Raw genomic sequence first — 22,802 nt, 5'->3', positions numbered from 1 at the left:
TAAGAATAAACTGGAGTTTTTCTTATGTAATTATGCATAAAGTTATTAGATAGTTTTCATTTTTGAAAAGAAAAGCTATCTATAATCTGGCGAGAATATAATTCTGGCAAACAGTTTTCCAATTGGGCTTTGTTTTTTAAATTGAACTTCTTAAGTAAGCCATTACTCGATTTTAACTGAAATCAAACTTCTGACCACAACGAACAAAACCTGCAAAACCATGAGCTTGTGCATCGGGTAGCACTCCATCATTATAATGATATAACCAGATTTTTGCTTTAATTTGAGGATCTAATGTAACTAACTGATTAAAATGAGTATGCACTCCACTGGGAGTATCTAAGGTTTCACAATCATGAAAAATCAAAGCCGCATCTCGATAATATGGTTCGAAGCGTTCCGGCGTAAATCGTGCATCAGTGGTAATGAAGTAGTTTTTTCCTTGATAACTAATATCCAACCCATAACTTGGCATCAACTCCTTGTTGGAATAGATGTGAACTGTTTGCACTGGATTTAGTTTCAGACCTTCCCAACTAAAAGTGTGGCCAGTATGAACTACTTGGACGTTAAAATAATCACTCAAAGTAGCTTCTTTATCATCAAGTGTTTTCAACCCCCCACTGAGACTACTGTTCCATAATAGATCTACTAAGTGTTCATGAATAATTAAGTGAGGCTTTTGGTTCGGTTGGGAAGCAAATTTTCGTTGAAAGGCGAACCATTCGATACCACCAATATGATCAGCATGTAAATGGCTAATATACACTGCATCAATATCTTGAGAATGGTATCCTAGTTTAGTTAATGAAAAACGAATATCTGTGCCACAATCTATCAATAGTTTCTTACCACTATCTGTTAGAAGTAACATGTTTGATTGAAAGTTTTCGAAATCCGTTCCAATACCGCTACCGGCGCCTAAAAATAACAATTTCATTAATTAATCCTTGAACTAATTTAAGGATCAAGTCTGGCTCGTCCTAAACATTCCCTAATAAAACAGATATATTCTTCTTTAAAGAATAGCATTTAAAATTAGTTATTAGAAATAGCTCCATAATTATATAAATAAGCTATTCTTGAATGTAAGTTAATAGGAGAGTTAAACGTGCTTACAAAGCTCCATCTTAAAAACACACGTCTTTTATACTACTTTTTTTTCTTCTTAGCGCTCTCTTTAGTGAGCCTAATCATTTGCTTATTTGCATTAAAACACATCGCAGTTCAAGAGGTTATTGATGGAAATGAACGCTACCAACTATATATGCTAGCTAACAAACTTCGTCAAAGCTCCGATGATTTAACTGAGATGGCTCGCCTTTATGTGGTCACCGGCGAGAAAAAATACCGTAAGTACTACGATGAAATTTTAAGTATACGTAATGGAACTTCGCCACTACCTTTAAATTATGACGAATTGTATTGGGATTTGGTTATTGATAACAAACGTCCCCAACCTTATGGCCCAGCAAAATCGTTATCTGCAATGATGTTAGAACATCATTTTACTCTAAAAGAATTTTCTTTATTGGCTAAAGCAGAAAACCAAAGTAATCAACTCTCAGAAACTGAAATCAAAGCAATGAATTTATTTGATGGAAAATATCAAGATAAATCAGGTGATTACACCATTATCGGGAAACCGAATCCTCAATTAGCGCAACAAATGGTTTTTGGCGCTGATTATATGAGCGCCAAATTACAGGTGATGAAACCCTTACAAGAATTTTTTACTCTGGTAGATAATCGAACATTCATAACTAACGAAAAAATTGATCTCAAGATGTCAAAAATTATTGCTTTAGCACTTGCACTTTCACTTCTATCGACCATACTTATGCTCTTTTTTATCATTCATGCATTAAAGACATTATCGAGGGTAAATGAGGAAAATGATTTATTACTCTTGAATATTTTGCCAGAAGCGATTGCTTCACGCTTGAAAATGGGTGAAGAGGATATTGCTGATGAGTATTCCCAAGCCAGTGTCATGTTTGCTGATATTATTAATTTTACTCAACTCACAGAACAGTTGGGAGCTAAAAAAACGGTAAATATTCTAAATCGATTATTTGCTGAGCTCGATAAACTTACTGAAAAATATCATGTAGAAAAAGTTAAAACCATTGGTGATAACTATATGGCAGTATCAGGAGTTCCCGAACAAACAACGCGACATGCAATTAATATTGCGAATTATGCTTTGGCCATTCTGGAACGAATGATGACTTTTAATCAAGAAAATCACATGGATCTTCAATTTCGGATTGGCATCACCTATGGTACCGTAATCGCAGGAATCATTGGTCACAAAAAATTTGTTTATGACATATGGGGTAATGTAGTCAATTTAGCCAGTCGACTGGAAGAAACCTCTCTTCCTAATAAAATCCATATCTCGGAAAAAATGGCCTTTATGCTTCAAGATGAATTCCTTATTGAGCCACGAGGAACTACAGAAATGAAAGGGATTGGTACTGTGAAAACTTATTTCCTTTTGGGGAAAAAAGAACAATAAAACTGCCAACGATTTTTATTGGCCTTTATGGCAACGTGGGCATATCCCATAAATATTCAATGCGTGATCCGTCATCTGAAAATTGGCGCGCTCAGCTATAATTTTCTGCCTTTGTTCAATGACCTCATCAACAAACTCTTCAACACAGCCACATTTGATACAAACCAGGTGGTCATGATGCGCTCCCTGACTCAATTCAAATACTGAGTGTCCTCCTTCAAAATTATGCCGATTCACCAATCCTGCAGCTTCGAATTGCGTTAACACGCGGTAAACGGTAGCAAGACCAACATCTTCCCCTGTCTCCAATAACGCCTTATACACACCTTCGGCGCTTAAATGATGGTTAGGAGATTGCTCCAATATTTGCAATACTTTTAAACGTGGTAAAGTAATCTTCAATCCAGCATTTTTTAGCTGCTTACTCTCTTCCATTAATGCTCCTTCGCAGTAACGAATTTGTCTTCTCTAAACCTGGAAAAATTCCAGAAGATTCGGTACCTTTAGCTTGCACAGTAAGGTTTCAACTGCTTTTCCAGGTTAAAGGTGTCTTTCAGTAAATGACGTGTTATTATGGCGAAATTTTTCACGATAGGCAAAAAAATGAGAATAATAATTTTTCTACTAGGAATCGTATGCACCTTAACCCTTACTCAATGCTCATCGTTTGATCTGTCTCGACGAGTAGTTCAACAAGGAAATTTGTTACCACAGTCAAAAATAGATCGACTGAAAATAGGAATGAGTAAAAATGATGTTGCTATATTGATGGGAACCAGTTTGTTAAGTCCTACGTTTAACGATAACCGCTGGGACTATGCATACACTTGGCGTAGAGGACGAGGATATATGACCATGTCAACAGTGAGCTTATACTTTCAAAATGGTGCTCTGGCACGAATCGAACGCGGCAAGCTAAAACCAGGTGTAGCGTCTATGAATGAACCTGACATTAATCAAGAATAAGTAGGACTCATAAAGTCTTGATCTATTGTAGCCCGGGTGCAGCGCAGCGAAACCCGGGTTTCGCTGCGTACTCTATAGAATATCATCGGATGCGAATCGCCTTTTGACGACGCTTCTCTTTTGGATCTAAAACCAGGGGTCTGTATATCTCTACCCTATCCCCTTCTTGCAGCACCTGTTCTAAAGAAACCTGCTTTGCATAAATTCCAACAGACATGCCTTGTGTTTCCGGATGGATATCATATATTCCTGATGCATTCAGCGCATCAAGGACTGTTGCCCCCTGTTTGAGCTCTAAAGTCATATGTACCGTGGTCTTGTCTACAGCCACATAAACCAGCTCAACTCTGACCATAAATTGCCTTGGCTCGCTCACAAAATGAATCAACCATTTTATCCGTTACTTGTTCGAAAACAGGACCTAGCAGCATGGAGAACATGCGTCCTGCAAACTCAAATTCCAGATCAAAAGAGATTTTGCATCCTTCTTCGACCTCATCAAAGCGCCAAAACCCCTCTAAATGACTGAATGGCCCATCAACAAGACGAATTTCTATCATTTTATTAACTTGTAGCATATTGCGTGTGGTAAATGACTTACTCATACCGGCAGCGCCTATAATTAAAGTTGCCTGCACTTCATCTTCATCGCGATGATGCACCAAGCTTTCTGCGCAATAAGGTAGAAATTCCGCGTACCGCTCTACTTCATTCACCAAGGAAAACATTTGTTCACAGGTATAATTAACCGTTCGTGACTTTTTTACTATGGGCATTATGCTTCTCCCCGAATTTTATCTCTAAACCAAAGACTTAAGTCTTTAATTTCCTCAAAACAAATTGAATGTTCCATAGGATATTTATAATAAGAAATATGCTCATATCCTTTATTCAATATCCAATCTTTACTTGATTCAGTCCATTGAGGCAAAACCAAGGGATCAAATTGCCCTGCTCCCATGAAAAAAGGTGTGCTTTTATCCAGCTTTGGTCTGGTATGCATTGCTAAAGGTAAATAAGCAGATAAAGCAACAACCCCTGCTAAGCGCGCTGTTGTATGAAGGGCGGTATGCAATGCCATCGCTCCTCCTTGTGAAAATCCTGCTAAAAAAATCTGATTATACGCCAAACCATCGTTTAATTGTTCATCCATGACTTTACGAATCAGCAATTCGGATTGTTCAATTCCTTCTTTATCTTCTCTATCAATCAGTTTCATGCCCATAATATCATACCAGGCAGGCATGACCATGCCTCCATTTAAAGTCACAGGACGCAAGGGAGCATTAATAAATACATGACGTATCGCAAGATCTGCAATCGTTAACTGATCGACTAAACCCATCATATCGGAAGCATCAGCGCCTAATCCATGCATCCAAATAACGCATGCCTGGGCTTTAGCCTGTGACTCATTTATAAGTACATTCAAAACAAATCCCCTCACAGACAAAAAGGGAAATTATCGCTAATGCATTAGCACAGTGCAAGTTATACGTTTTCGATATTTAATTGAATCTAATCTCATCAAAAACAAAATAAAATAATACCAACTTGCACAATTAGAAATCAAAAAAACCGCTCGGCCTATTCCATTATTAGCCAACATGAATTATAGTGCGCTACAGTGAGTCAATAAGTGGCAAGAATATGTTTAAGAAGATAGAATCTAAATCATTTACCCTTACGATGTTGGGGACAGGCACAGTCTATACTCCCACTCTAAAAGACAAGAAAAAAGCACCTGTAAAATTAGGGGATACAGTAAAGGAATATTACCCTAAGGGAGAAACTCTAAGTATTGTTTCTACCTTGATTAAAACAGATGACCCAGTTATTGATCACAAACTGCTTGTTCCTTATCAATCATTAAACGTCGGGGTTGTTAATGGCCCTAAAAATGATGGAACCAATGTTGGCGAAAAAATTGGAATTGGGCTAGGTATTGCTTTAAATGCTCTTGTTCGAGGACAAACTGACCTTAATGAGATTGCACACAGTAGAGGCGGAGTTGAATCCATTCTGATTGCTCATGAAATCAATGCAATAAAAGAAGCGATTAACTCTTGTGAAAATTTCGAGCAATTAATAAAAGAGCTAACGAAACAACAAACAGAGAGACAAAACGGCAAACCCACTAATAATACTCCTGACATTATTAAACCCCTATTGACTCAATTACCTAAAGACAAAGCAGCCCAAGAGCTCTGGTTTAATGCACTAAAAACTAATATCCCCAACGTATCAATGAGCCTTTTTATCATTGACCCTGTCCCTGGGGACGTCTGGCCAGTAACCTGGTACGACTCGAGATTTTTTACTATTCCAGCTATTGTTAAATACGCAGAAATTGTCTATTACGAAAATGAACATTCAGACTGGGGCTTTACTCCAATCTATCCAGAAGCTTCAGATCCAGAAAATCAGGTACTCATTCGCAACACGCTACCCGGTCATCATGGTACAGGCTCTGCTGGCAGTAATGCATCACAACGGAGCAAAGTCGTTTCTCCTGAGAAAACCAAATCGACCCACGTGCAAAAATTAATGATTTTTAAATTACTTCGTTTTTTAGTGAATCATGGTGTTGAATTTAAAGATGCTCAAGAAATTTTTCATGAATACACCGGTCTAGGTAGAAAAAATATCTCATTTCTGGACGAGGTAGATATTGATGAGGGTGTTGATGTAGCAAAACTTGATTTTCCAACCATATTTCGCAAGCTTTATGACAAAATTTATGCAAATAGAGCAGCCTATGAAGCATTCAATATGACTTGCTACCTTGCTATGGGCGTAGCGCCGCAAAGAAAAGTACTACGCACTGACCATAAATATGGACTCCTAACTGAGATTTTTCCTAAAAACATGGGATATGTTAACGAAGAGCACAGTTTTTTAATGAAAGAGTATTTTTTCAAAATACTCCAAGTCGATTCACACGAAGATCAAACCCTGGCAGGACTAATTAAATCAGCACAAAATGTATTATCTAAGAACATAAAAGTCATTACGAATCTTTCATCTTCTGGTGTTGATAAACCAATTGCTCGCGAAGCAATACTTGATAATGAGGATGCACGTAAAGATGTCTTGAGTTCATTTGGTACATTACTTCAAAGAGTAAGCCAACAATATCTGATAGATGACTGGAGTGAAGAGAGTAAGCAAATAGAAAAGCAAGACCTCTTTGATGCAATCATTGCAACATTTCAAGAATTTGATCACTTATTACAAATAGACAACCCGACTATACAAGAATTTGTCAAATCTCTTTATACCTTGAGTCTAAAAGTAATTGCCCAAACAGTGGTACAACAACATGCAAACTTGCAGGATGATTTTAATCGTTTGCAAACGCCAATCAATGCAAACTTGCAGCGCTTTTTTAATACCTTATTAACTCAGATTAATAAGAAAGATGAAAATGCGGAAGTTAATCCGGAAAATGATGAGAGCGCTTCTAACTCAGAGATTAATCCGCAAATTCTTGCGATCTTTAATAGTCCTGATTTTGCTAAATTAGCGGATCATCCAATTAAAATAAAAATAGAATACATTTGCCAACAATTGAAAGATAAACTGCCTCAAAGTGAGGCTGAAGAAGATTTAGTCGATCAACTTGTAACGCGATTTGAGGAGCAATATGGCAGTTCTTTTGATGAATTTGAAAAACTGTACCATCAAATCGAAGTCTTTATTGATGACCTAGCAGCATTAGGTCGAGTACGCGAGCTTGCTACTGAAGAAGCTGTTTTCAATAAACATGAACTGTCTCTCCGAAAAACAGCCAGTGCGTTAATTGACATTGCAGCACAAAAATTTTATCGAGACCGACCTAATGCATTGCCTGAGCCCGCTGAAAAAGGCACGTTTCAAGAGTTAGTTGAACGCCATGCGATTAACAAATATGGGGTAATTGATCGCCTTAAGCAAGAAAAAACCGCCTTAGAAGCAGAAAAGAAAGGATTAACATCGCAAATTGCACAGCTGCAGCAAAATCTAGTGGAAAAAGAACAGCAACTGGAAAAGACTAACGCTGTATTAAGAAGTGTACGAATCAAAAAAAACGAATATTATAAAGGCATGAACGAATATCTTAATGGAATGAACGATGAAAACGATTCGAAGCATTTACGTCTTATTAATAAAAAGCTCATTCCATTAACCGCAGAATATTTGGCTTCACTCCAATCTCAATTATCCAATAGAGCTAAAGAATTGGAAGAAGATGATGAAATTAAAAAATCCGATGATAAAATAATGGACAAAATTAGAGAAGTCACCAAACTGCTTAATATTTTGCAAGATAAAAAGAGAATTCCTCACCCTAAAGATCGCGCGCGTCAGTTTTACAACTATCTTGATAAAGTGGAAACGACTCTGACAAAACATCGTGATCCGGAATTAATTCGATATATCAGAAATGTCGTAATTGCTGCAGGTATTCTTTTGGCAGGCCTCGGATTAATTGCACTCGCCGCTTATAACAATGTTGGCTATTCCTCGGTAAAATCGTTTTTATTTTGGCAATCTGCCGGACAAAATGTAGTTTCTACATTGAACGAACATAGAAAAAAGCTCGATGTATCGATTGATGATGATGCTGAAGTTGATGACGAACGAGCAGCAAGAGCACTAGATCGCAAAGTATAAGCAGCAGAACCCGGGGTTTTTATTTAATTTTCCCGGGTTACTTTAAAAAAATTGTATATTACTTGAATTTTTACTTAAATAAATAGATAGTAATCCTCTAATCGTTAACTTGCTTATTTCCAATGAAACGAATTTACTTTTTATTTATGGTTTGTATTGCACTACTCTTGTCGGCTTGTGGGCAAAAAGGACCGCTTTATTTGCCTGAATCAACAAAAAGTTCTGTTAGCAAATAACTATCAACTCAATAGATAAAAATATGAAAATTAAATTTACTAAAATGCATGGTTTAGGCAATGACTTCATGGTGATTGATGGAATTAATCAGAATATTAATCTAAATCCCCAACAAATCGCCGCTATGGCTCAACGTAATACAGGCATCGGTTTTGACCAATGCTTGTTGATTGAATCAAGCCAGCAAAATGGTATTGACTTTAATTATCGAATTTTTAATGCCGATGGTCAGGAAGTGGGCCAATGCGGTAATGGAGCACGCTGCCTGGCTTTATTTGCAAAATATTACGGTTTAACCGACAAAAATCACTTAACCGTTGCGACCCAAACGACTCAGATGAGTTTACATATCAATTCAGACTCTAGTGTAAGCGTCGAAATGGGAATTCCCGAGTTAGCTCCATCGGCTATTCCACTTAAAGCGGAGAAACAAGCCATTGAGTATTCTTTAGAACTTCAATCCCCCAAAAGGGTCAACTTCCATGCTTTAAGTGTTGGAAATCCACATGCAGTATTATTGGTAGACGATACAGAAACCGCTCCAGTTGACACTCTAGGAAAACAAATCAGCTTACATCCCTACTTTCCTGCTCAAGCCAACGTTGGATTTATGCAAATTATAAGTCCACAACATATCCGATTACGTGTGTATGAACGCGGCTGTGGAGAAACAAAGGCCTGTGGAAGTGGTGCTGTGGCAGCGGCGGCTATTGGACGTTTATACCATCAACTGGATGCACAAATAAAAGTTACTTTACCTGGCGGAGATTTGTTTATTGACTGGCCAGAAATTAATAAAGCAATCACCCTGACTGGTCCGGCTGTTTTTGTTTATGAAGGTATCTTGTTTTAAAAGTCGATAGTTACTCATCTTTGTATCAATTTCACTTTTTATGCAAAATTAACACAAGTATTGAATTTTATTTACAAAGAGTTATCCTGAAAGAACGACCTCACACTCGCAACGCCCCATTAAACTTCTTTAGAAACTCGCGGCAGTGAGTACATACGAGAAAGAAGTGGAGCGCGCAGAACCGGAGTGTACACGGAGTACATGAGGATTCGAGCACCACATTGACGAAGTGATTTGCCGCCACGGTAGAGTTCGACAGAAATCTATTTTGGAAACTGGTGCTTGGCTAAAAGGAGAGTGCCATGACAGGAAGCAAAATACAAAGTTTTGATTTATTCAAAGCCGCTATGGGAAACTCTGAATATTTAAAAGAGATCGATAAGGATATAAGGAGCCAAGCTCAATTTTTAACGACCCTTGAAGAAGAGCAATTTACCGCCTCAAACATTCTTGAGTCGATAAAAATAGTGCAAAGCCTAAAAGTAAAATCCCTCTTAATTATTCATTTGCTAAGCCAAAAAGAATTCCTGTCTTGTTTAAGAGGGGATTCATTATTAAATAGATTAACACTTCAAGATCATCATATCCCATCACGTCTTAATGTCCTGGTTCATCAACTTGATTTGGAAACACTCTCACCCCAATTAATTGGCAAATTGGAACCCGAGGCAGCAGTAAGTATTCTTTGCTCAATTCCTCACTTTCATCAATTAACCAGAAAACAAATAGAAGCGCTGATTGAAAGATACCCCCTCTATGAGAGACACAAGGTTCTTACCTATTGGCTCAACCATTTTTCATCTATGCCTAATGCCCATTACGTCTTGGCGCATTTAATGAACATTGCAGCACCCAATGTCATCGATGAATTAAGCAAAATGGAATCAAATCAGAAAGAAACAATCCTTATCAATATTATTGAGCATTTAGGATTGTTTAATAACATGTCTCTGAAATTTTTAGAGCATGCGAATAAAGAATCTCATTTGATTTTGGCGATACGTTTATATCTTAACGGCCATTACAATAAGGCTTATGCAAGTTATATCAATCAACTAGCAAAAAGATTATTAGGTAAAAATCATTCTTTTTCGCTGGAAGCAATAGAATTGCTTTTTTTCCTAAATGATAAACTTGCATTTAAGGAGTTAGCAAAAGGGACCGCTTTTTTAACGAATCGCTATTTAAGAAATAGTGCACTAAAAGGCGAAGTTGCATTATTTTATCAAAATAAGCGAATCAATATTCAACGACTGATCCAAACTGTATATTTAAGCCCAACCATTCCCGGAGTTTCTAGGGAGCAAAATCTATCATTACATTCTGATGAAAACCCCTTTATTGAGGGATTGATTAAACATGATAAGTCGATAAATTGTTTTGAGTATTTTTTAATACACTATAAAGGCAGCCCAGAACCTATCACACAACTAATTAATGACTACATGGAGTTCTATGGGGGATCAGAAAAGTTAAGATCGCGAAATCAAGCAATACACCATATCAGTTTTATGTTAAGACGTCCTGAATTAGATGAATCAATCAAGGAAGCAATATTTACTGCTTTTTTAAATCATCCCATTTTTTTTGATGAACAAGTCAGCTATCAATTGTTTTTATTTGATGCAAAGAGGATCATCCGTTATTTTGGTTTACGGGGTGGAAAAGATAATTATCAACGCGTGATCGAGTTGTGTACCTTGGCGCTAAAAAATCTTAATTCCGAAATAAATCAAGAAATTATTCAAGTGGCTCAACAGGCGCTTTCAGAGGCACAACAAGAGTTAACTTATACTCAAAATCAGGGATTTTTTGCTAATCTAATTAAATGGATTAAACGATGTTGGACTTATGGCTGGACTGGTTTTTTTAAACCTAACGCACCTGATTATGTTGCTTCAGAGTCATGGGCACCAATAGAAAACAATAGAAAAAAATCCACAAAACGAGTCCCGAAAAACATTCCAGCCCCAGACACAGGAAAAGATATTCTGGATTTGTTAAAAAAAATTAGTTTGCCATTAACTCAGGAAAAATTTGAAGACATTATTAAAGCATTAGATAGTTATTCGTTACAGCCAATGCCTAAAGAAGAGTTCAGTACAAGACAAAAACTCCATACTTTGTATCATTACGTGATGACTCATAAAGAGAACAACGAAGGGCTATATCGCTGGCTAAAAGAAAACCAAACTCCATTTATTGTAAATCGATTCCGTTTGTTGGAATTAACATTAAAAGAAAAACAACGTAGCGAGGTGGATTTATTACTTGCACAAGTCAATGAAGATTCGGATCATCTACAATCTGTTTCTGACGAATTGGATTATCCAATGCCGGAATTAATAATCACTCCCACCCCAAAACCTTTAAAAGCACAGGAAACCACTGATTTCGTTACAAGCGCCACTAAAGTGTTTTCTGAATATGCGTGTGAAGCAACTGTATATGCACAAAGCGCATTCCATTGGGCTGAAGGTTTTTTTTCTAAAATGAAACAGCCTGCACAAGAAGAGGAAGATACCTTTGAGGTGGAACATATTGAATCGTTTAATACTGCGATAAGTAATTAAACGATTACAATTTGAGTTTCCAACGTTTATGCATCCAGTTCCATTGCTCAGGATGAGCCAGAATAATACGTTCTAAAGCTTGGTTATAAGCCAATGTATTATGGTAAAGAGATTCTTGAGCATTCCCATAATCTTTCCAAGGAATTGGATCATAAAATTCTAAAACATGTTTGCCATTGGGTAATCTATAGCCTGCTGCAGGAATTACTGGTACTCCTGTATAACGGGATAAAGTGGCTAAACTCCGATAAGTTCCTGCCTTCGTACCAAAAAACTCCACGGCAATACCATCTCGGTTCGCTAAAGAAGCATGTTGATCAAGAACAAAAATGACTGCATGATTTTGCTCTAAAGCAGCGCAAACCTTATCTAGCGAGTTTTTTTTAGGAATAACGTTTAAACCGACTTGGTAGTATTGCTTAAACAAACTTCGCTCAATAAATTTGATTGATAAAGTGCGACGGATAAAATGAAACTGCCCCTGAAATTCTTTAAAATTTAAAACACCGCCGATTGGTGCAACTTCCCAATTTCCAAAATGCCCTGTCAGAACCAAAACACCTTTTTGTTGTGCTACAACCGCCAACATGTTTTCATGACCACGAACCTCAACCTGATTCCGTAAATCATCTTCAGACATAAAACGCAATTGGATGGCTTCTTTAAAGGATTTAAGCAAATGTGAGTAATACGATATAGCAAGTCGCTTTTTTTGCCCTTTACTTAATTGATCACCGAAGACACGATCGATATTAGCCATAACTATTTGCCGCTTATAGGGTAAAAATTTATGGACAAATCGGCCTAGCCAACTCACTGGCAATTCATTAATTTTTTGTTCTAATTCAGTCACAAGCTTTGATCACCAAACACGCATTCATACTGGCAAATCCTCGATTAATTGTCAGTGCATAAGGCCCTCTTTTTAGAGGTTGATGATCTGCACTTACGAATAAACCATTACAACTGGGTGCAATATTTTGCAAATTAGCTATCCCTGGCACACATTTAGATGAAAGTGCATAGGTTGTCATTACTGCATCAATCAAACCAGAAGCGCATATAGTATGCCCCATAGACCATTTAAAGGCAGTTACTGGAACCTCCTCTTGGGCAAAAACATTCTGTATTGCCTGAGATTCGCTATAATCTGATTTACTATTACCATTTCCATGAGCAACGATAAAACCTAAATCATTAGTATTTAGTTTTACAAGATCCAAAGTACGCTGCATCAATTCAGCAAGCTTTTGCCCGCTTGTATCCACAGAAAATAATCCCTCTGTTTCACTAGTTGATAAACCGCCGATAATTTCACCATAACACGTTGCAGATCGGGCACGCATGCTGGCTTCACTTTCCAATACCAAAGCCGCAGCGCCTTCAGCTAAAATAGTGCCATCATGGGCTTCATCAAAAGGTTTTAAATGTTGAGTACTCAATACCCCCAATTGCTCATAGTAAAATAGAGCTTGAGGCTCAATAGCCATATCATAGGCAACAACGACAGCGCGTTCTGCCTGACCACTACGAATTGCATGATATGCTTCCAATAAAGCTTGTGTTCCACCAGCAGCATGATTCGTTACATTATGATTAGGACCTTTAAACTCATAAGTAATCCCTGTGTATGCAAGAACATTATTAGGTAGTATTCGTAATAACCACATCGGATGGACTGTTTCAAATAATTGTTGGGCAAATTGCTGCATATTGCCCTGAGTTTTTGCCAGCAACGGTAAAAAATCATACTGTTGAAAATATTTATTCCCAGGCGAACCTACAAACACCGCAGTTTGCTCATTAAATGAATTAGGATCATCAAGAGTATCGCGATAATCAATCATTTGACTGTGCTCGATTGCTTGTACTGCAGCATTAATTCCCATCACATCTTGACGTGAAATGACTTTCATCAACTTACGATCCGGCAGCATTTTTGCAGGATTGAACTCCTTTAGTTCGCCCCCCAAACGATGAGACCATTGTGATAAATCCCATTGTACGATTTCAGCAATTCCACTTTTACCAGAAAGAACTGAATCCCAAGTTGCATCTGCAGTAGCGCCTGATGCAGTTAATGCACTTCGACCTGTGATAAATACTCTATTGTCCTGACTCATAAATCTGCTCCCCCAAACTCAGGATGCTTAAACAACAAGCAACTATTGGAGCCACCAAATCCAAAAGAATTGGATAAAACCACTCCCACAGAACGTTCACGTGGCCCATCAATTACATAATCCAAATCACATTCTGGATCGGGGTTTGTTAAATTAGCCGTTTTAGGTATCTGTGCCTGCTCTATCGATTTAACTGATAATACAGCTTCAAGTGCCCCTGCCGCAGCAATCAAATGTCCTGTTTGACCTTTAGTCGAACTTACAGGCAAGGATGCTACAGACTCGCCAAAAACTGCTTTAATCGCATTCGTTTCACTTAAGTCATTCATCTTGGTTGAGGTACCATGTGCATTAATATAATCTACATCGGAAGCCTGCACTCCTGCATCTTGAAGAGCACGTTCGATTGCTTGAATAGCACCGTCACCATTGGGATGTGAATCAGTAATTCGATAAGAGCTTAAAGAATTGCCCTCGCCAGCCAATTCCGCATAAATACGAGCGCCGCGGGCTTTTGCCTTATCCCATTCTTCGAGAATTAAAAATGCAGCTCCTTCTCCCAAGACAAAACCATTACGTGTGGCATCAAAGGGACGGCTAGCGGTTTCCGGTGTAGTATTGTAAGTTGATAAGGCACCTAATAGGCAAAAGCTGGATAATCCCAAAGGATTAATCATTGAATCAAACCCGCCAGCTAACATAAAGTCTGCTTCACCCCGACGAATTACTTGCATTGCTAATCCTAAAGCTTGGCCGCCTGACGCACAAGCGGTGTGTACTGAGGAAGCATAGCCTCTGATTCCAAATTGCTGAATCAACAAAGACAACCCTGAGTTTGGCGTCGTTTTACCAAAATCGGATAATTTGTAAAATTCTTGGGTATTAGCAAGCAAACGTCCCCAATCTGCTTCACCATCTTGAGCACAAATTCGTTGAAATCGGGATAGATAATCAAATTCAGCAGTCATCATACCACTGCCTGTAACTACCCCCCAATGACTTGCTGTTTGTTCTGTAGGCACGATCCCAGCATCATCAAAAGCCTGTTGGGCAGCTGCAAGAGCATAACGGGTAAAGTGCACAGAGAATCGACTACGTTTGGTAACTAATTTGGGATCGAGGGTAAAGTTTTTTACCTCAGCCGCAATATAAGTTGGAAAAGCACTGGCATCAAATTGCTTAATTTCAGCAATTCCGGAGTGTCCTGCCAATAAATTAGACCATGTTGACTGGACATCAAGCCCTAAAGGGGAAACCGCTCCCAAACCTGTAATAGCGACTCGTCTTTTTTTCACTTTATTTACCTCTGGGAATAAGTACTACATCCACAACACAAACACGTTTACCAGCAACCTCGCTGCGATAAGCCAAAATTAACTCGTCTTCGGTTTGTTTTTTAACTGTTACATAACATTCAAGAACATCGCCAGGATAGACAAATTCATTCATTTTTATTTTGCGAAATTCGCTCACTTGATAGTGCGTTGAATATCCTGCGCGTAAAACAAACTCATAAGCTAAATTGAGCTTACATTCCAATAATACCGTCAAAGGTAATACTGGTTTTTTAGGAAAATGATCTGCAAAATAAGGGGCTGCTCGTGATATTCTTTTTTCAGCGATTAAACTAATCCCTGGTTGACTGGAGCAAATTCTATCAAAGGTCATGGGCACTACAGATAATTCCGAACCCATTATCAGATATTCATCTGCCACGGGACCACTCTCTGTACTAATAACCGACCAATCACCAGGACGGTTAATTTCAGAAAATTGCTGTTTCACTTCATCCAAATTGATAAAATCATCCATAGGCAGTAAAGGGCCTAGAGCGCCATCAATACTGAAGACAAGCTCACTACCTACCCTGGCTTCACTATGATATTGCATGACTGAATCATCCAAGTGTTCTATAAATGACTCAAGCAATAAAGTCTCGCCGACATATGCTCTCCGATGCATGGAGGCACGTGCGACGATTCCAGCTACAGGCCTATGAGTAAATCCTTGCAGTGCCATCACATTCCATGCAGCCAATTGCCCCAGTGTTTCTCCGATTAAAGAAGGGATAAAACAAGGCCGCCCTTGTTCATCAACTGTGAGGAACGTATCATTTGAGGTAACATGTTTGATTCCCCGGATCAACTGACCAGGAGATGACTCCACTATACGATCAACAAATAAGAATCTCATCAGTATTTATTAAACCCTATTAATCTTGATTTTAAAAGTAACACCGAAATTAAGCCCCAGCTCCGGCCGTTTGTTGCTCTTTGATTGCAACAACAACTAATTTACAAAATGTTTCAATAGTAAATAACAAGGGGATTTCATTGACTTTCATGTTCGGTTTGAATTGATCTGCAGGAACTTCACTTAAATAGTTTTGCAATGCCTTCAAACCTTGCTCAGTGAGGACGCCGCCTTTTTCAAATTCATCTTCTGCCAAATCACCACGTGCATTTTTTTCCAATTGACCACGAGGAATTTTAATTTTGAATTCTTTTTCTAACTGGAAAACCAAATCAAGAAAATCAATAGATTCAGCGCCTAGATCTGCTATCAATCGACTATTAAGAGATACGTCTTCTGCATCAATTACTAACACATCAGCAACAATTTCCCTAACTTTAGGATAAACGTCTGCTACATTCATATTTTGTTCCTCAGAGATCAGCTAATTTAAAAAGCCCGGAATTATACCATATATTTTTTTAAAGACACAAAATTAAAGTGATGCGGTATTAACCAACCTGACTATACCCTGCATCAACAAATAAAGTATGCGCATTAATCATGGCTGCTTCCGGCAAGCATAAGAGATAAATTGCATTGGCCACATCTTGTGTTGTCAATGGCCTATCTGTCAACGAGTGGGCCTGATATTCATCAAGTAATTGTTCTCTGTTAGGAAAATGCTTTAATGCATCTGTATCAACTACTCCCGCAGAAACAGTATTCACAGTAATCCCATCAACAGCTAACTCAAGACTTAAAGAACGAACTAACGCTTCAAGAGCGGCTTTGGACGCACCAATAAAGGCATAATTTGGAATCGCTCGAACTGCGCCAAGACTGGATAAAGCAATAATTCGACTCCCTCTAGGCATTAATGAACGAGCTTCTGTCGCTAAATGATTTAATGCCAAGGCATTTGTTTCCAAACACCAACGCCAATGCTTGGTTGACATCTTAAGTGCCGATTTTAAAACACCACTGGCTGCATTACTAATCAAGAAATCAAGTCGATCAAAGTGTTCTCGGAATTGAGTAAACATTTCTTTTACAGACTGATGATCGGCCACATTAGCCTGCAGAGCAATTGCCTTGCGTCCCATGGCATGAATTTCTTCAACTAAAGCTTGAGCTTCATCAGAACTGTTGTAATAAACTATAGCAATATCGCATCCCGCCTGTGCTAACTTTAATGCAGTCGCCTTACCGATACCTCGCGCACCGCCAGTAATTAATCCAACTTTATCTGCAAAAACCAAACTCATGGAATATTCCTCATCAACTTCAATTTATTAAAAATAAAAGCAACTGTTGATAAAACAATGGTACCCACTTAAGAAATCATGTCCCTGTTGCGTGTAGCCTGGGTGAACGCGAAACGGAACCCGGGAATTTGTTCCCTACAAAACCCCAGGTTCCGTTTCGCTCCACCCAGGCTACGATTTCAAGATACCAAGCGCTCGTAAATCGACACCCTTGGACGATCAGTTACAAAAAACCACATTTTCATTTTTATTTATCGATAAAGCAATGATTAGATCATTAAATTTTTAAATATCTTGTTTCTAGAGGGCTAACTTTGTACTATCGGCACACGATTAAGATAAACATATATTAATGAATGAAGCATTCTTGGTTTAAAACTGTATTCCCTATAGCTGCAATTTTTTCTTTTCGCATGCTAGGTTTGTTTTTACTCATTCCTGTATTTAGCATTTATGCAGAAAATTTGCGAAGCGCGACCCCTGCATTAGTCGGATTGGCGCTAGGAATTTATGGACTTGCTCAAGGGATCCTCCAAATGCCTTTTGGTATGCTCTCCGATAAAATAGGTCGAAAACCCATGATTACTTTGGGCTTGCTTCTTTTTGCTTGTGGAAGCTTACTTGGCGCTATAACTGACTCTATTTATGGGATGATCTTTGCTAGAGCATTACAAGGTACAGGTGCCATTGGAAGCGTTTTAATCGCTTTACTTGCTGATCTTACGCCTGATGAGCAACGAACTAAAGCAATGGCAGTCATTGGTATGACTATAGGGACATCTTTTAGTCTGGCGATGGTTGTGAGTCCTGCCATTACGCATCATTTCGGACTAGCCGGTATTTTTTACCTCACTGCATTGTTAGCAATAGCAGGAATCATTTTACTTCATTTGGTGATTCCTAAACCTGTAAATGAACGTTTTCATATTGATAGCGAAACAAATCCTGCTTTATTGAAACAAGTTATGTCCAACTTGCAACTACAACGCCTGAATGTAGGTATTTTCTGCCAACATTTTATTCTCACAGCCACATTTTTTGCTATCCCCTATATCTTAAGAAAACAAGTAGAACAAGGCCATTTATCCGAACAATGGCATTTTTATCTGCCTCTCATGCTCCTATCATTTTTACTGATGATCCCGTTTATTGTGCTTGCGGAAAAGAAAAAGCGCATGAAAAGCATTTTTCTTTCATCGGTTCTTACAATGACCGTAGCACAATTATTACTGGCGTATACGTTTCAAAATTGGTTTAGTTTGTGCTTTCTTATGTTAATTTACTTTGTTGCTTTTAATATTCTCGAAGCAGCTTTACCCTCTTTGGTATCGAAACAGGCAAATCCCAATAGTAAAGGAACGGCCATGGGTATTTACTCAACCAGCCAATTTTTAGGACTTTTTATTGGCGGAGCACTATCTGGTGTGTTATACCAATGGAACAGTAGCCAAGGAATCTTTATTACTAATGCTATCCTAGGTGTTTTATGGTTAATTATCTCCGTTTCAATGAAATCAAATGTCTCCGTTTCAACACTTATTTTGCCCTATCCTTGGTCCATGAGAAATGAAAACATTATTGCTCAACTTTTAAACATCAAAGGTGTGATTGAAGTTGCACTCGCAGAAAATGAGCATGTTATTTATTTGCGAATTAATAGAGAACGTTACACGGAAGGCAGTGCAGAAATAATTTTATCGACTTATCCCCCTGAAAAAGGGTGTTTATAACTGGGGCAATACTGCAAAAAGATCCTATTGACAAATGAATTTGATGAATCGTACTTTTATGAGCATTCCGCGATTATTTTATTTTCTGACGCTCTCTAACGTTTCAGATTCTTCTGTAGTAATCCCTAATTTATTCAAATAAAGCGCGAGAATTGCTTTATTGATAGTAAATTCAAGTTTGATACTCTTGCCTGTAAATTTTATTGAACTCTCCTTATAGCTTTTTATATCGCAAGGTAAAAAAGCGAGTAACTCATCAATAATATGCTCTTGATTTTTTGATAAGAGTTTATCAGACTGTATAAGTTTAACTAATTTTTCAGCCAAATTTTTGAGAATTGGATGTGAATATTTTGGATATTTTACTTTTTCCTGTTGTACTCGGCTGTCAAAGAATCGTGCTGAAGATACAGAAGAAGAGAGAGCACTTATAGATGACTTTTCGTTTAACCCATGTCTAAATGTTTTAGCTTTTCCCACAAGACAAGTTAAGTTAAAATCAAATATATCATTGCTCATGCGGAGTGTTTTCAAAGCACCCTTAGCGCCCCCAAACAAGCTGTGCTCCTCTACTCCAGGGACACTCAGACTCACCTCTGAATAATATTCGATCTCTATCTTTTGGAGTGATTCTCCTAATTGTTTACGAAATTGCTCAGCCATGCTACGAGATTTATTCTCAAGTCGACATTCATCACAAAAGAACAACTTGACGATGTTTTTATCACTAAAGTTCGATATTACTAAATCCTTTATAAAATGCTCTGCAACCTTCTCTATCGTCAGTTCTTGATAAGTATCATCATCAATTGATTGATTACATACCATGAATTTTGAGGTATCCATTCCATGACTTAAAATATAAATGTGGCATTCCCCATTTTGCAAAGCCTGTTGAATTTTTTCTTGCTGAGCGACTTTGCCGCTATCGTGATAGACAATGAATACATCCGCATTCTTCTTTTTAGATCGCTCATACCAAATATTGGCTTTTCTTTGTAAATCAAACAAAGCATCCTCAATAGAAAATGGGATATACAATATCTTCATTGGTTAATCACACAGCTTAATTTGTGCGCAAATTATATCCAATAATTATTAACAAAATATTAAAAATATGAATCAGTGAATTGTCACCAAATTGCCTCAAAAAAATCTTTAGAGAAACAGATATTCGCAGCAATCTAAGGACCTATATTAATGAAAAAGTCATTAACTTCTTTTCTTAATTATTTGCAGGTCTAAAGTACAAAATAATTAATCAACAGCATTAATCTACATAAATCTCGATACGTTCTTTTCCTTTTCCAGGATTAACCCGTTTCAGGCAAATTGTTCCGCTATCCCGAGTGCGCTTGACATCAGTTCCTCCACAAGGCACTTGTGAAAAGTATTTAAATCATGGTGGCTTGGAAAAGTATAAACGATTTATTTGCCTTCTTTCTTCGCTTCTAAAACCTCATACCCCTCTATGGTTCCATGATCACGTTCCTGGCCTCCAGAAAAGACATAAAAACTGTTACTTGATTTCCATTGACTGTATTCAATGTTGTTTCAAATTCAGTAAGATAAGGATCTTGCCAAAATATTTTTTTTGTCATGATGCCTCCTTAGATCCGATTTGAGTTAACTTTATTGGTAACTCAAACCTCTATATATTTGTTGTATTATTGACGGACCAAACGCAAATTTTTATCTGTAAATGAAGTCTTTTCTGTAGAACGGTAGGGATTGATATCCAAACCTCCTCGTCGTGTATAACGACCATACACAGTCAACTGTTCTGGTTTGCAATAGTTCATAATATCAACAAAAATTCGCTCGATGCATTGTTCATGAAACTCGTTATGATTTCGAAATGAAACAAGATATTTCAATAAACCTTCGCGATTAATTTTTTTTCCTTTGTAAGAAATTTGCACACTTCCCCAGTCAGGCTGATTGGTGACCAGACAATTTGACTTCAATAGATTGGAAAATAATTGTTCTTCTACTACTTCATCGCTAGTAGAGAGAAATGAAGGTTCAACAAGATATACAGAACACTCTATATCAAGATGATCCAGTGACTCTCCCGTTAAAGACTGTTGTACCACAAACTGATAAGCTGTATCTAAAAGATGAAGCTTCACCCAAACTTCTGCACCAACACGAGCTTGTAAGTCTATTTTAATTGTATTTTCCAGTTCATCAACATTTTGAATACGCGTGTTGTTGAATGAATTAAAATAAAGTTTTAATGATTTTGACTCGATCAGATTAGGTGAGCTGCAATCATAAAATAATTCAGCAATGGCGATCATAGGCTTGCCTTTATTATTAAGCCAGGAAACTTCATAGTGATTCCAGCAATCAAAGCCATAAAAAGGCAATTGCATTGGATCCACTCCGATTTCCTGTCGCTTGCCTGCTCTCGGAATGGGGTATAACCGATCCGGGTTATATGTATCATCATATGCAGATTTTTTCCCTAATTCCGATTTTGCTGCTTCAGAGTGATATTTCTGCAGAACTTGATCATTCATTGTATTTAACTCCAATATTTCTATAATTTTTGCAGTACTTTTCCAATTCACAGGTTGATTCACTTCCATTTGACTGGAAATGTAAGTGAGTAAAGAAGCCGCTTCATTAATCCGCGCCGCTTTCTCAGTTAATTCACGTGCTTGTATGCCAATAGATGCCATCACATCAAAATTTGGATTTTCTATAATCATTTTGATGGTCGATAAAGAAAAACCCAAAAACTTTAACGTGGTAATCTGTTGTAATCGTATTAAATCCATTTCAGAATAAAGACGATAGCCACTTATAGAACGTTTTGTTGGTTTTAATAAACCAATATCATCATAATATTGTAATGACCTAACTGTTAATGAGGTCATTTGGCTAATCTCTTTAATTTGGTAATATTTCATTCAACTTTCTCCAGAAAGCGAATTTTAAACTATCACGCAACGTGAGAGTCAATAGAAAAATAAAAATAACATTATACAGGGATAATGCATTGTGTCTAAAAGTGATTTTGATTGGCTAAAATATATTACTGAAATCCAAGCAATCGCTCAAAATGGACTATGTTATTCAAATAATGAATTTGATATAGAACGTTATTTAAGACTTCGTGAGATTGCTTCTGAATTGATGGCGAACTATTCAGATACTCCGCTTTCGGAGATAAAACAGATCTTTTCATTAGAAAAAGGATATGCAACACCTAAAATAGATGTTCGTGCTTTTATTCTAAAAAATAATAAAATCTTATTGGTTAAAGAACGCGCGGATGAACTATGGACCTTACCTGGTGGCTGGGCAGAAACAAATGAATCCGCTTCAGAATCAGTCATTAGAGAGGCTAAAGAAGAAACTGGATTCGATGTATCTGTAATCCGACTACTTGCTTTATGGGATAAACAAAAACATGATCATCCACTACAATGGCCCCACACCTATAAATGTTTTTTTCATTGCAAAATTTTGTCAGGAACAGCACAAGAAAATCTAGAGATTTCTGAAATTGATTTTTTTGACTTAACCCACTTACCACCACTTTCAACACATCGAGTGACTCAAAAACAAATTACACGCCTGTATGAACTGGTTTCAAGTTCGGATAAAACACTTTTTGATTAACTATGCTGAA

The 22,802-nt window shown here is 37.6% G+C and carries 22 protein-coding genes and 1 pseudogene; 8 read left to right on the top strand and 15 right to left on the bottom strand.

Going from position 1 to position 22,802, the window contains the following annotated elements; translation table 11 throughout:
- Positions 1-172: 172 nt before the first annotated feature.
- On the bottom strand, positions 173-940 hold the full coding sequence (locus BW930_RS01560) for an MBL fold metallo-hydrolase (protein ID WP_058466742.1): 768 nt from the start codon (positions 938-940) through the stop codon (positions 173-175).
- 171 nt (positions 941-1,111) lie between these two features.
- Here BW930_RS01560 and BW930_RS01555 point away from each other — a divergent pair, with 171 nt between their 5' ends.
- Positions 1,112-2,521 carry an adenylate/guanylate cyclase domain-containing protein gene (locus BW930_RS01555; protein WP_058466743.1) on the top strand — a complete coding sequence of 470 codons (1,410 nt, stop codon included), beginning with the start codon at positions 1,112-1,114 and terminating at the stop codon, positions 2,519-2,521.
- Between the two features lie 15 nt (positions 2,522-2,536).
- On the opposite strand, the gene fur is transcribed toward BW930_RS01555, so the two are convergent.
- Positions 2,537-2,956 carry a ferric iron uptake transcriptional regulator gene (gene fur / locus BW930_RS01550; RefSeq protein WP_058466744.1) on the bottom strand — a complete coding sequence of 140 codons (420 nt, stop codon included), beginning with the start codon at positions 2,954-2,956 and terminating at the stop codon, positions 2,537-2,539.
- 138 nt (positions 2,957-3,094) lie between these two features.
- Between fur and BW930_RS01545 the strand changes: the two genes are divergently transcribed.
- Positions 3,095-3,487 carry an outer membrane protein assembly factor BamE gene (locus BW930_RS01545; protein ID WP_058466745.1) on the top strand — a complete coding sequence of 131 codons (393 nt, stop codon included), beginning with the start codon at positions 3,095-3,097 and terminating at the stop codon, positions 3,485-3,487.
- Between the two features lie 82 nt (positions 3,488-3,569).
- On the opposite strand, the gene BW930_RS01540 is transcribed toward BW930_RS01545, so the two are convergent.
- Genes BW930_RS01540 through BW930_RS01530 form a run of 3 tightly spaced genes read right to left on the bottom strand, consistent with a single transcriptional unit; the run spans position 3,570 to position 4,919 of the window.
- Positions 3,570-3,842, bottom strand: coding sequence for an RnfH family protein (locus BW930_RS01540; RefSeq protein ID WP_058466746.1), 273 nt, complete (start codon positions 3,840-3,842; stop codon positions 3,570-3,572).
- A complete protein-coding gene (locus BW930_RS01535; protein ID WP_058466747.1) occupies positions 3,829-4,263 on the bottom strand; it encodes a type II toxin-antitoxin system RatA family toxin in 435 nt (144 codons plus the stop codon). Before BW930_RS01535 ends, BW930_RS01540 begins: the two co-directional genes overlap by 14 nt.
- Complete coding sequence (locus BW930_RS01530; RefSeq protein WP_076547460.1) at positions 4,263-4,919, bottom strand: alpha/beta hydrolase; 657 nt, start codon at positions 4,917-4,919, stop codon at positions 4,263-4,265. The genes BW930_RS01535 and BW930_RS01530 overlap by 1 nt, the downstream gene beginning before the upstream one ends.
- A 218-nt stretch (positions 4,920-5,137) precedes the next feature.
- Between BW930_RS01530 and BW930_RS01525 the strand changes: the two genes are divergently transcribed.
- The 4 genes from BW930_RS01525 (at position 5,138) to BW930_RS01510 (ending at position 11,806) form a co-directional block, all read left to right on the top strand.
- A complete protein-coding gene (locus BW930_RS01525) occupies positions 5,138-8,143 on the top strand; it encodes a hypothetical protein (protein WP_058466749.1) in 3,006 nt (1,001 codons plus the stop codon).
- Positions 8,144-8,265: 122 nt separating this feature from the next.
- Positions 8,266-8,379, top strand: a complete 114-nt coding sequence (gene lptM, locus BW930_RS01520) for an LPS translocon maturation chaperone LptM (RefSeq protein WP_076547458.1) — start codon at positions 8,266-8,268, stop codon at positions 8,377-8,379.
- A gap of 23 nt (positions 8,380-8,402) precedes the next feature.
- A complete protein-coding gene (gene dapF, locus BW930_RS01515; RefSeq protein WP_058466750.1) occupies positions 8,403-9,233 on the top strand; it encodes a diaminopimelate epimerase in 831 nt (276 codons plus the stop codon).
- Between the two features lie 302 nt (positions 9,234-9,535).
- Complete coding sequence (locus BW930_RS01510; protein ID WP_058466751.1) at positions 9,536-11,806, top strand: hypothetical protein; 2,271 nt, start codon at positions 9,536-9,538, stop codon at positions 11,804-11,806.
- Positions 11,807-11,810: 4 nt separating this feature from the next.
- Here the strand turns inward: BW930_RS01510 and BW930_RS01505 are convergent, their stop codons facing one another.
- From BW930_RS01505 to fabL, 6 genes are all read right to left on the bottom strand, one after another.
- Complete coding sequence (locus BW930_RS01505; RefSeq protein WP_058466752.1) at positions 11,811-12,659, bottom strand: lysophospholipid acyltransferase family protein; 849 nt, start codon at positions 12,657-12,659, stop codon at positions 11,811-11,813.
- Positions 12,652-13,929 carry a beta-ketoacyl-[acyl-carrier-protein] synthase family protein gene (locus BW930_RS01500; RefSeq protein WP_058466753.1) on the bottom strand — a complete coding sequence of 426 codons (1,278 nt, stop codon included), beginning with the start codon at positions 13,927-13,929 and terminating at the stop codon, positions 12,652-12,654. The genes BW930_RS01505 and BW930_RS01500 overlap by 8 nt, the downstream gene beginning before the upstream one ends.
- Positions 13,926-15,224 carry a beta-ketoacyl-[acyl-carrier-protein] synthase family protein gene (locus BW930_RS01495; RefSeq protein WP_058466754.1) on the bottom strand — a complete coding sequence of 433 codons (1,299 nt, stop codon included), beginning with the start codon at positions 15,222-15,224 and terminating at the stop codon, positions 13,926-13,928. The genes BW930_RS01500 and BW930_RS01495 overlap by 4 nt, the downstream gene beginning before the upstream one ends.
- 1 nt (position 15,225) lies before the next feature.
- Positions 15,226-16,122, bottom strand: a complete 897-nt coding sequence (locus tag BW930_RS01490; protein WP_058466755.1) for an ApeI family dehydratase — start codon at positions 16,120-16,122, stop codon at positions 15,226-15,228.
- A gap of 49 nt (positions 16,123-16,171) precedes the next feature.
- Positions 16,172-16,585: an acyl carrier protein gene (locus tag BW930_RS01485; RefSeq protein ID WP_058466756.1), complete on the bottom strand. Its 414-nt coding sequence runs from the start codon at positions 16,583-16,585 to the stop codon at positions 16,172-16,174.
- An 88-nt stretch (positions 16,586-16,673) separates the two neighbouring features.
- Positions 16,674-17,429 (bottom strand): enoyl-[acyl-carrier-protein] reductase FabL, encoded by a 756-nt coding sequence (gene fabL, locus BW930_RS01480; RefSeq protein ID WP_058466757.1) that lies wholly within the window; start codon positions 17,427-17,429, stop codon positions 16,674-16,676.
- Positions 17,430-17,785: 356 nt separating this feature from the next.
- On the opposite strand from fabL, the gene BW930_RS01475 reads away from it, so the two are divergent.
- Positions 17,786-19,159, top strand: a complete 1,374-nt coding sequence (locus BW930_RS01475) for an MFS transporter (protein WP_058466758.1) — start codon at positions 17,786-17,788, stop codon at positions 19,157-19,159.
- 78 nt (positions 19,160-19,237) lie between these two features.
- On the opposite strand, the gene BW930_RS01470 is transcribed toward BW930_RS01475, so the two are convergent.
- The 4 genes and pseudogenes from BW930_RS01470 to BW930_RS17475 all read right to left on the bottom strand — a co-directional run.
- Complete coding sequence (locus BW930_RS01470; protein WP_131756793.1) at positions 19,238-20,170, bottom strand: hypothetical protein; 933 nt, start codon at positions 20,168-20,170, stop codon at positions 19,238-19,240.
- A gap of 458 nt (positions 20,171-20,628) precedes the next feature.
- Complete coding sequence (locus tag BW930_RS17420) at positions 20,629-20,760, bottom strand: hypothetical protein (protein ID WP_265682840.1); 132 nt, start codon at positions 20,758-20,760, stop codon at positions 20,629-20,631.
- Between the two features lie 66 nt (positions 20,761-20,826).
- The gene (queF, locus tag BW930_RS01465; RefSeq protein WP_058466796.1) at positions 20,827-21,684 is read right to left on the bottom strand and encodes an NADPH-dependent 7-cyano-7-deazaguanine reductase QueF; all 858 of its coding nucleotides are present in this window, start codon (positions 21,682-21,684) and stop codon (positions 20,827-20,829) included.
- Positions 21,685-21,924: 240 nt separating this feature from the next.
- Positions 21,925-22,044: pseudogene (locus BW930_RS17475) on the bottom strand (MerR family DNA-binding transcriptional regulator); the annotation flags it as partial.
- Positions 22,045-22,168: 124 nt separating this feature from the next.
- On the opposite strand from BW930_RS17475, the gene BW930_RS01460 reads away from it, so the two are divergent.
- Positions 22,169-22,792 carry an NUDIX hydrolase gene (locus BW930_RS01460; RefSeq protein WP_058466760.1) on the top strand — a complete coding sequence of 208 codons (624 nt, stop codon included), beginning with the start codon at positions 22,169-22,171 and terminating at the stop codon, positions 22,790-22,792.
- The last annotated feature ends 10 nt before the right edge of the window (positions 22,793-22,802 follow it).

The sequence above is a fragment of the Fluoribacter gormanii genome (genome assembly GCF_900156395.1).
Lineage (GTDB): Bacteria > Pseudomonadota > Gammaproteobacteria > Legionellales > Legionellaceae > Legionella > Legionella gormanii.
Note: the sequence above shows the minus strand (reverse complement) of the source record. Positions and strands in the feature narration are given on the sequence as shown.